The sequence below is a fragment of the Nereida ignava genome (assembly GCF_047114695.1).
GTDB classification, from domain to species: domain Bacteria; phylum Pseudomonadota; class Alphaproteobacteria; order Rhodobacterales; family Rhodobacteraceae; genus Nereida; species Nereida ignava.
Genome location: NZ_CP112885.1, coordinates 2,456,509 through 2,467,256 on the forward strand (window position 1 = coordinate 2,456,509; position 10,748 = coordinate 2,467,256).

Annotated in this window: 7 protein-coding genes; 2 read left to right on the forward strand and 5 right to left on the reverse strand. The window is 48.5% G+C overall.

The window, feature by feature from the left end:
• Positions 1-27: 27 nt before the first annotated feature.
• The 3 genes from OLX08_RS12090 to OLX08_RS12100 form a co-directional block, all read right to left on the reverse strand.
• Positions 28-198, reverse strand: a complete 171-nt coding sequence (locus OLX08_RS12090) for a DUF6538 domain-containing protein (RefSeq protein WP_391481647.1) — start codon at positions 196-198, stop codon at positions 28-30.
• A 1,008-nt stretch (positions 199-1,206) separates the two neighbouring features.
• Positions 1,207-1,740, reverse strand: a complete 534-nt coding sequence (locus OLX08_RS12095) for a sulfotransferase family protein (protein ID WP_391481649.1) — start codon at positions 1,738-1,740, stop codon at positions 1,207-1,209.
• 137 nt (positions 1,741-1,877) lie between these two features.
• Positions 1,878-4,664, reverse strand: a complete 2,787-nt coding sequence (locus OLX08_RS12100; RefSeq protein WP_391481651.1) for a tetratricopeptide repeat protein — start codon at positions 4,662-4,664, stop codon at positions 1,878-1,880.
• A gap of 103 nt (positions 4,665-4,767) precedes the next feature.
• Here OLX08_RS12100 and OLX08_RS12105 point away from each other — a divergent pair, with 103 nt between their 5' ends.
• Positions 4,768-7,938 carry a hypothetical protein gene (locus OLX08_RS12105; RefSeq protein WP_391481653.1) on the forward strand — a complete coding sequence of 1,057 codons (3,171 nt, stop codon included), beginning with the start codon at positions 4,768-4,770 and terminating at the stop codon, positions 7,936-7,938.
• An 806-nt stretch (positions 7,939-8,744) separates the two neighbouring features.
• The gene (locus OLX08_RS12110; RefSeq protein ID WP_391481654.1) at positions 8,745-9,554 is read left to right on the forward strand and encodes a DUF6538 domain-containing protein; all 810 of its coding nucleotides are present in this window, start codon (positions 8,745-8,747) and stop codon (positions 9,552-9,554) included.
• Here OLX08_RS12110 and OLX08_RS12115 read toward each other — a convergent pair.
• Together OLX08_RS12115 and OLX08_RS12120 are read right to left on the reverse strand one after the other, a co-directional pair.
• On the reverse strand, positions 9,551-10,396 hold the full coding sequence (locus OLX08_RS12115) for an IS3 family transposase (RefSeq protein ID WP_391481656.1): 846 nt from the start codon (positions 10,394-10,396) through the stop codon (positions 9,551-9,553). The genes OLX08_RS12110 and OLX08_RS12115 overlap by 4 nt on opposite strands.
• Positions 10,397-10,404: 8 nt before the next feature.
• A complete protein-coding gene (locus OLX08_RS12120) occupies positions 10,405-10,692 on the reverse strand; it encodes a transposase (RefSeq protein ID WP_048599378.1) in 288 nt (95 codons plus the stop codon).
• Positions 10,693-10,748: the final 56 nt, after the last annotated feature.

Consider the following 10,748-nt stretch of genomic DNA (forward strand, 5'->3'; position numbering starts at 1 on the left):
GCTGACGCTTTTACACGATTTAAATCATCATACTGTACTCATCGCCCTAATACGAGCATCCCTGACTGATTTAGTCCTCAGAGAGTAAGCAATCCTGCCTGTACGATAATGCCGCCGCAAATCAGCGGGAACTCTACGGGAGAAATACCAGATTCCATTTTTTTGGAACGTATAGCTATTAGATTTGGTTGCCAGCATGGTCTACGGCTCACTCGATCAGTCGAATTAGTGAGGTATTACAATGCTTTATGGTTGGTAGTGGTGCCCCCACACGGTTGTTGGCTCCGCCAGTAGGCACCAAGGCTAAGCATTAACCTCATAAAACAAGGCTACTGTCTCATTCTGGTTCCTGCAACAGGGCCATATTGGTCTACGGTTTGGTCTACGGCTGAGACCTAGGGCGGCTGAACCTGAACGTTGTACATAAGCGTTGCTATAGCCTCCGCCGCCAGAGACTCTCGGTGAGTCATACAGGGCGACACTGGCTTGTATCCTAGTGGGCTGGCAGGTGAAGCTAATGGGCCTGTACGGGCCTCACAGAGTCTCTGAGGGGCATTCAGAGGTAGGGGGCGAGTGCCACCCCACCCCTAGGGGTTATCATATATAGGCCTGACCCAAGATTGGGGTTTGAGTACCGTCAACCGGAAGCATCAGGCTGTTTAGGTCAGACTTGACGGTTTCATCTGTGCGGTAGGGTGCAGACTGTATGTATGCCTTTGCCATTTCGTAGGGTGCTCGTGCATGAAGCCTGCTGTTGTTACCCTGCATCCCCGAATACTGTTGCAGTAGCATCAGAGGGCTATGCATGGGCCACAGGGGGTGTGCGGGGTAAGTATATATGGCCTCTGCCAGTGAGGAACCTGTGATGTTGTAAACCACTATTAGTTCAGTTTCGGGTTAGATGACCGTTATGATGATCCTTAAAGGGACAAAGTGCTATAAGACTATATAGGAACCTGTCCCTTTAACGGTACTGCTACCCCGAAACTTCAGGCTCTGGCCCGTAGAGATATTCCAGCTTTAACTCTGTGATAGCACCTACTCCCCAGCCTGTGGTTAGATGCGCCAGTACTTCTGCTTCAGTCCACGGGGTGTAGAGGCTGGCGGTGGGACTTCCTGAGTAATCCTTCGGGAGGTAGAGGTGACGGTGGGTGGTCTTGCGTTCATTACCAGCTTTGAAGGTGGCTATCTGAACGGTGGTTCGAGCTAAGCTTCAAGCTCATCAAAGACACCGTCTAAGAACGGCTCATACTTTCTCCACGCTTGTGAACTGCCCTTGTAAACTTTCTTCCGAACTTGCTGTTGAGAAGCCGTTTTCACAGACCTCTTGTTATTCTGCGGTGCCAGACATGTTTCTTCCCAGTTAAGTCCCAAATATTCAATCAAACGCCTTGTTTCTGGCTCTTGGTCCTCTGTCAGCTTATCGTAGTCGAGGTTATAAATGCGTTCGCTGTAGCTTTGGGACCAGAAGTGCATGAGATCTTTGTATCGCCCGTAGTATGCAACTGTATCTCTAAGGCTATAGGAATAGCCAAGGCCTTTTGAAGCAAAGTACTGCTTGAAGTTTGACCAACATGTAGCTTCTGCGCTTCTTTGCACATGAACAATCTTTGCTTCAGGGAATGCAGCACAAATTAAGGCGATGTATTGAAAGTTTTGTGGCATCTTATCGGTTACGAACGCTTGGCCTTCAGCCCTTTTGGCAAGCTCTGCTAAATAACGACCTCGGAATACTGACACTGCCTCTAAAGTGGAAGCAGTTAGGCCGGCAGCGAGTTGGCCTCCATATTGTGATATGTATTACAGTTCACCTGCACCAGTGAGAATAATTAAGTCTCGACAGGTGTTGTGAAGAGTTCACTCAAAACACAGCATGCCTACTTTGGCACAACAATATCGCTTTGTTCCTGCTCGTTAAAATACCGATCATACGCCATTTGATATCCCGCCTCGAGATGTCTGGTATACATCTCGCTGTCAAAAAGTGGGTGCGTCAAACGATTCCCGTCAAGCTTTGATTTGACCTGACCAAGCCGCTTCGGATACGTCGCTAGCGTCAATGCTAGTGCCTCATATTCCTCTTCGTTCTCAGTGATGAGTTCTGTTAGCCCAATCGCTGCCAGTAGGCTGCCAGCCACACGTGCCGCAAACCCCTCACCCAGTTTTGTGACAACTGGCAGCCCTGCCCAAAGTGCATCACTCGCAGTCGTATGAGCGTTGTAGTTAAACGTATCCAAAAACAAATCTGCAAGTTTCTGTCTCGCAAGATGCTCAGCCTGCGGCACTTTCTCAGCAAATATTAACCGCTCTGCACTGATGCCTCGATCTTCAGCTTCTCGCTTGAGATTCTGCTCTGCCCATTTATTTGACTTGAGCAACCATAAGACGCTCCCCTCAACCTTTTGCATCAATCGCATCCAAATATCAAACTCCCGGGGAGATATCTTGTAGTTGTTATTCAAGCAGCAGAATACAAATCCATAAGTCGGGAGCCCCACATCTTCTCGAGTGATCAATTTATCGGAGATAATCCTTTTATTGTCAGTTGGTTGGTAAGTATGCGGCAGATAAATAATCTGTTCGGAAAAATGGTGCCGCTTATCTTCGGGAATGACAACGGGATCTGCGACGATATAGTCAATGAAATCAGCGCCTAATGTTCCTGGATAACCAAGATAGCTGATCTGGACTGGTGCCAAACCGTAAGCAAACGGTGCCAATCTTGCGTTCTTCGTAAAGCCTTTCAAGTCGATTGCAATATCTAGCTTGTCCGCTCTAGCGAGCTCCACAATTTGTATATCATTCATGCCACGCACATCGTGAAACACATCGACAGCACTCACTAACTTTTTGCGCATCTCGTCTTGCTTGTCAGGTCCATAAGAGTACGCAAATATTTCAAAATGTGATTTATCATGCGCTGCAAAAACCTGAGCCATCAAATACATCGTTGCATGATTATGGAAATCTGCGCTAAGATATCCGATGCGCAATCGCTCGGGTTTCTGAGATGGTTTGGCTGGTGCTGGCAACGGCTTTCGCAGGAGTTTTTCTCGTGCATAGAGTTCTGATCGCAATCGGTGGCGATCTGGAGCATCTTCCAATGAAAGCATTGAAAAAGGCGTTGCAGCTTTACCTTTAATACCTAATTCGAGCAGATAGCACAGATCTGGTTCTATCGCAGACCAATCACAGATATGAGCAAGTTGATGCAGGCATTGCGCTCTAGCAGGAGCATAATCAGGCTTGATGGCTAGAGCTTTGTTGTAAGCCTCTATGGCCTCTTCCAGCTTACCTTGCTCTTGGAGAGCATTGCCCATGTTGTTGTAGGCTTCAGCATAATCAGGCTTGATGGCTAGGGACTTGTTGTAAGCCTCTATGGCCTCTTCCAGCTTACCTTGCTCTTTGAGAGCATTGCCCATGTTGTTGTAGGCTTCAGCAATATCAGGCTTGATGGCTAGGGACTTGTTGTAAGCCTCTATGGCCTCTTCCAGCTTACCTTGCTCTTTGAGAGCATTGCCCATGTTGTTGTAGGCTTCAGCATAATCAGGCTTGATGGCTAGGGACTTGTTGTAAGCCTCTATGGCCTCTTCCAGCTTACCTTGCTCTTTGAATGCTGATCCTAAGTTTATGTGAGCTTCGACGTAATCAGGCTTGATGGCTAGGGACTTGTTGTAAGCCTCTATGGCCTCTTCCAGCTTACCTTGCTCTCGGAGAGCATTGCCCATGTTGTAGTAGGCTTCAGCAATATCAGGCTTAATGGCTAGAGCTTTGCTGTAAGCCTCTATCGCCTCTTCCAGCTTACCTTGCTCTTTGAGAGCATTGCCCATGTTGTAGTAGGCTTCAGCAATATCAGGCTTAATGGCTAGAGCTTTGCTGTAAGCCTCAACAGATAATCCAAGTTGTCCCAGGCCTTTGAATGCGGCCCCTTGAATGTTGAACAAGATGGCTGACTGTGGGAATTGCTTCACCAAGGTTTCAGCCTGCTTCAGAGCCTGCTGAAGTTGCCCTTGGCTGTAGAGGTTAATCACTGATTGCAATTGATCCTGTGGCGGATCTTGAGCTTTGGACGCTTTGCCAACAGGTCTACCCGCTAGAGCCTTCAGCCCATTAATGGATCTCTTGTTTTTAGGGAACTTAGTCAGAATATCCTGATAGATACGCTTAGCTTCTTCAGGAGAGCCGTCTTTTGCTTTCTTCTTTGCAAGACTGATCGCTTGATCCAGTTTTAGGCTGTCCAGGATGTTCGGCTGCTTAGGTTGTGGTTCAGAAGCTATCTGATTGGCTTCTAGGGGTTCTTGTTCAGCCTCCTTTAGCCTTTGCTCCAGCTTATCAAAGCCATCACCTTTAGCGCCCTTACTCTTGGCTTGATCCAACACAGCCTTGGCATCTGCTAACTTGCCTAGCTTAATCAAAGCATCGATATAGCTGAGCCAAAACTGGCCAATGCTGGGATTAGCCTCGAGCGCCGTCTTGAAGAACGGAAGTGCTTCCTGAACCTTACCAACACCTACGGCCAGTACGCCCATGTTATGGTTAGCATCAGGATGTTTGGGCTGAGCTTTGAGTATAGCTGTATAAAGACGATCCGCCTCTTGAACCTGCCCTGCTTTATGAGCCTCGACACCCTGCTGTAGAGCTTGGTCAATTGTTAGTTCCGCCACTAGTATCCCAGCCTCTTGTTAATCTCAATCTGAGATCATCACTTATTGGTACTTCTCAGTTTCCATGTTTAGGTTCTCTGACAAAGTTTGGAAAGGGATGCAAATGACCGAAGTAATGACACTCCTGACGTCTGTCTCTGGTCATGCCCTGGTTAAAAGCTTCAGTGGCACAGATGTAATTCAACAGCCCTTTTCCACTGGCAAACTGTTTAACGTGGCTGAAGAACCCGTGTCAGATCTACAAAGCCTGTCTGCATTATTGCAAAGACTTGAGAATGATCCCAAGCATACAGTCATCAGAGGTTCACTGGTGGACGGTAAAAACAGCCCAGTGCCTCGCAACAAGGAAGCCTTCACAGCAACTCCTCGCCAGTGGTGTATGATCGACATTGATAGCCTTGCTTGGGATGGTGATCTGTCTGACCAACAGGCAATGCTGTCATATGCAATCCAGCAGCTTCCCGCTGAGTTCCAATCCGCCGACTGCTGGTATCATTTGTCATCCAGCATGGGCATCGAGGACGGGGTTAATGTGCATCTGTGGTTCTGGTTGGAACGCACGTGTTCTGACAATGAGCTGAAGACTTGGCTGTCTGGCTGTCCAGTGGATATGCGGATGTTCAACCCGATCCAAATCCATCTAACTGCTAACCCTCAATTTAGTGATGGTGCTGTTGACCCATACCCCAATCGATCTGGCTTGTTTAAAGCTGGCACGGGAGTATCAACCGTAACAGTGCCATCTGATTTAGCCTTCAGGAGTACTGTAGCTTCAAAGTCCTCAAAGCAAAGGGCAAGTGGCAAATCAGGACTGCTTGATCCAGCAGGTATAGAACGTGATCCGGTTACTAATCTTGCCATCGATGGTAGGGAACAACTTATGTTCTTGCTATCTAACCAGGTCATGCAGGAGTTGGTCACCGCAGAACACACTCCAAGCGAAGAAGAGGTGACCACTGCCCTCTGGAACCGTTTCTGTGAAGAAGCAGATGTAAGCGTGGTTTCTGCCCGTGGCCCTTGGACGATTGCTGATGCTGCCTCAAAGGCCAGAGCAAGACTGCAGGAACTTGATAGCGGCACTTATGACTTTGTATCTCGTTCAGACAGAACGATACTTGTTGCAGGTGCGGGCAAGGTGGAACGCCCAAAGCTTGTTGGAGCAATTGAGGCACAGTCTAAACTTAACACCATTCTAAGCGGCTTCTTCGAGGACTTGGCTGGGGGCGCTTGCCCAAGGGCTGCTGTTCGCCTGACTATGGGAACAGGTAAAACCAAACAAACAATAGCACACTTGAAGGACTACCTGACTGACAAATTCCAACAGTCCGTAGAAGTCTACGTCCCCCGACATGATCTAGCTGACGAATGGGAAGAAAGCTTAGAAGGCATCAATGCCAGGGTCATTCACGTTTATCCCCGTACAGGCGGTAAATGGGATGAAGATACACAAGCACATCCATACCCTATCATGTGCCAGCGGGCCGAGTATGTCAGGGATCTAGAGGCAAAGGGCCACAGCATCTACAGCAATGCCTGTCTTAGTCGCACCTCAGGAGAGCAATGCAGTTTTTTTGGTACTTGCAGCTATTTGGATCAGTTCAGGCAATCAGGTGATGATCTGGGCACTGAGAACACGATCCGTATTTACACTCATGCGTCCTTGTTTCTGAGCAGGAATGAGTTTGAAAGGCAGATAGACCCCAATCTGGTAATAATAGATGAAGCGTTTATGTCGTCTGCGGTCAGTAATATGCCGTCCATTCCAGTGGGTGACATAACTCAGCATATTCGTTTTGATGGAAATGCTCAGCTAGGCTTTGATCTGGTGGAGTGCCTGACCAAACATCAAGGTGATCTATCCTACCTACGGGACAAAGACATTGGAGACTTCGGGTTCAACGCCGTGTCGGTTGAAGGGCTAAATCCAGCTACTCCCTTCAGTGCTGAGACTACGCAAAGCCGCAATGTCAGATCAGCTAAACAGTATAAAGCCCTGACCAAACTGCTTGAGATCGCAGCACGGGAGATTCAGGATCAAGGCAACGATCAATTTGGACAACTGGCTTACAACAACCGTAAGAACGAGATTGTGATCTGTGAGCATAAGCCCATTCGAGTGCCACGGTCTGCGCCAGTGCTTTACTTGGATGCTACGGCTGACTCCATAATCACAGAAGCGTATCTACCAGCCCTGCAATATCATCGGATTGATGTTCACCAATTAGCTGTGGTCAGTCAGGTACATGATCGCACTGGTAGTAAAAACTTCTGGAACAGCAAGATCGGGCCAGAACAAGAGAACCTGTCAGAACCAACCTATGATCCTCGCCACAATGACTTAGCCAGTTTGATCACAATCCTAATCGCATGGGTGAAGGCAGGCGAAAGCCCTCTAGTCGTAGGCAACAAAGATTTATGTGAGTTCCTGCGAGATCACCCTAGGCTTGATACGGGTGTAGCTGTAGCGCACTTTATGTCCCTGCGTGGTTCTAATGCTTACGAGGACAGATCAGTTGTATTTATTACGGGCCGCAACCAGCCACCAATCGATGAAATAGAACAACAAGCGAGGGCCGTGTTTGGTAGGTCCGGCAATCCAACAAGCTATGATGATAAAGAGAACCTACCTTTAGATCAGGTTGATTATTGGTTGTCTGCACGTAGCCCTCATGCTCCAGCAGCTATGACAGTTCCATCATTTAGTGATCCCCGCATTGAAGCAGTTCAAAAGCAAATCAGGGAGGCTGAGACTGTACAAGCTATAGCCCGATTGAGGTTGGTCTGGGCAGATTATCAGAAGCGAGTATTCTTGCTATCGAACCTGCCTGTCGAGATGCCAGTAGATCATCTGATTGAGTTTAACGACTTGATGCCTGACAGGCTGGAAATGGAACTGATCAGAACAGGTGACCTACCTCTGACACCATTAGGTTTGGAGAAGATGTGGGACAACTTGGGGCTATCCAAGGGGGCAGCTAAGAAATTGTTTCAACGTTCCAAAGCCTCTGATCCTAAGCAGCTATTAACTCAACTGCCTACTCTAGTCAGAACAGCCACCCAGATAGCCACCTTCAAAGCTGGTAATGAACGCAAGACCACCCACCGTCACCTCTACCTCCCGAAGGATTACTCAGGAAGTCCCACCGCCAGCCTCTACACCCCGTGGACTGAAGCAGAAGTACTGGCGCATCTAACCACAGGCTGGGGAGTAGGTGCTATCACAGAGTTAAAGCTGGAATATCTCTACGGGCCAGAGCCTGAAGTTTCGGGGTAGCAGTACCGTTAAAGGGACAGGTTCCTATATAGTCTTATAGCACTTTGTCCCTTTAAGGATCATCATAACGGTCATCTAACCCGAAACTGAACTAATAGTGGTTTACAACATCACAGGTTCCTCACTGGCAGAGGCCATATATACTTACCCCGCACACCCCCTGTGGCCCATGCATAGCCCTCTGATGCTACTGCAACAGTATTCGGGGATGCAGGGTAACAACAGCAGGCTTCATGCACGAGCACCCTACGAAATGGCAAAGGCATACATACAGTCTGCACCCTACCGCACAGATGAAACCGTCAAGTCTGACCTAAACAGCCTGATGCTTCCGGTTGACGGTACTCAAACCCCAATCTTGGGTCAGGCCTATATATGATAACCCCTAGGGGTGGGGTGGCACTCGCCCCCTACCTCTGAATGCCCCTCAGAGACTCTGTGAGGCCCGTACAGGCCCATTAGCTTCACCTGCCAGCCCACTAGGATACAAGCCAGTGTCGCCCTGTATGACTCACCGAGAGTCTCTGGCGGCGGAGGCTATAGCAACGCTTATGTACAACGTTCAGGTTCAGCCGCCCTAGGTCTCAGCCGTAGACCAAACCGTAGACCAATATGGCCCTGTTGCAGGAACCAGAATGAGACAGTAGCCTTGTTTTATGAGGTTAATGCTTAGCCTTGGTGCCTACTGGCAGAGCCAACACCCGTGTGGGGGCACCATTCAATCACTAGAAACCTTTAAAACATTGACTTATTAGGCTCTTTACCTGCATTTGATACTAACGGATGGTACTAAGTTGGTACAAGCGATGCGGCAGATTAAGCAAAAGAACGGCATGAAGCGGTCTTCGACTGGCTTCTATTCGTTTCGCAAACAGGTACCCGAAAACCTACGAACACTCTGGGGTAAGCGTGAGGTAAAAGTTGCGCTAGAGACCAAAGATGAGGCGACTGCCCTCAAGAGATGTTCGATAATACTGGCAGATTTTAATGCCACAAAGATGAAGCTGACAAAGCTGCTGGAAGGCGCCAGTGATCTAGCTCCACAAGACATTCGTAATATTGCAGACCATAGAGTTCGCACTTGGGGTATTCATCCCGATCAGGCACCTGTCTTGAAGGCAGGGCATACGGAGAAAGAGTATGCTGAGTTTAAGGAAGCGGAACGTGTCTATCTTGAACGTAAAGACCTCTACTACGATTTGGCTGCTGATGAACTGATAGACGAAGAGCAGCGTCAAAAAGATTACCGAAGCGGTAAGTGGGGTCAGCCCGATTATCAGACGCCTTATAAAGCTCAAAGCAAGAAGACAGTTGAGGGTGTTACGGATGGGATTGTTGCGGGGGATGTCGCAACAACGGTTAATCCGACCTTGATGGATGCAATGAACTCGTACCTAGAGGCTTACGCTGAGAATAAGATTGGTGGAAACCCTCGTACTATTCAGTCCCATACAACAAACACCAAACGTGTATTGGCACAGTTTGCATCATTTATTGAGGGTGGCAGGACGTCTAAAGGTTTTCAGCGTGAGGTCACTAGTATCACCGTGGAGGAGGCTATCGCCTTTAGAAGGTACCTAAGAGAGCAACATCCCAACTCAGGCACGGGTGTCTAGCCCCCAATTTCAGTGCCACTAATTTTGGATTTCTCTAATAAGGTTTCTGGCATGGGAGGTCGCATTCCGAGTGCATGATGGGGCCTGATGTGATTGTATTCTTTGAGCCAAATATTGATTGCGACCTGAGCCTGTTTGATGCTGTGGAACCATTCAGCGTTTAGGACTTCTTGGCGAAGAATACCGTTGAACCGTTCATTGTAACCGTTTTCCCAAGGACTGCCTGGGTAGATTTGGATTGGTTTGACGCCAACCTTTCTGAGCCATTTTTGAAGGTGTTCAGCTACGAACTCCCCGCCATTGTCAGATCGAATGCATTCAGGCTTTCCGTATTTCATCAGCAAACGATGTATGACACGCAAAACATCATCTGAGTTCATCTTGTCTTGCACCTCAACGCAAAGAGCTTGGCGGGTAAACTCATCTAAGACGGTCAGCATCTTGTAGCTGCGCCCGTTACTCAGCTTGTCGTGAACAAAATCAATTGCCCAAACATGATTGGGATGCATTGGGCGCAAACGGATGACCGAACTGTCTTTGTGATACAGCCGCCTTCGTTTCTTATGCCGCTCTGGCAGCTTCAGCCCTTCTTCGCGCCATAAACGCTCAACTTTCTTGTGATTGACGTGCCAACCTTCGATCCGCAGCAACTCAGCGATCTTTCGATATCCGTACCGACCATACTGCTTGGCAAGGCGGATCATGGCCAAGCGCAATGCGTCATCACCTTGAACCTTCGTTTTGTAATGCAAGCTAGAACGCGAGACGCCGAGAACCGCACATGTGCGCCGTTCTGACGTATCAAGTCTTTGGCGGGTATGGATTACGGCCTGACGCAACACATCAACCGTCAGGCCTTCGGCTTTAAATAATCGAGGCTCTCTTTCAAGATCAGCTTGTCCAGTTGGAGGTCCGCAACGATTTTCTTCAGCCGCTCGTTTTCCTTCTTCAGTGCTTTCATTTCTGAGAGCTGCGGTCGCCCTAGACCACCGAACTTCTTGCGCCAATAGTAATAGGTCTTGTCCGAAATACCCGCCTTGCGACACGCGCCCACAACATCCAACCCATCATGCAAATGAACATCAATCTCGCGCAATAACTTCAGTGCATCCTCATGTGAATACCGTTTCCGTGCCATTCTCTGTCACTCCCTTAGTCAACAAATAGTGGCACAGTTTTAGGGGGCCAAGACAA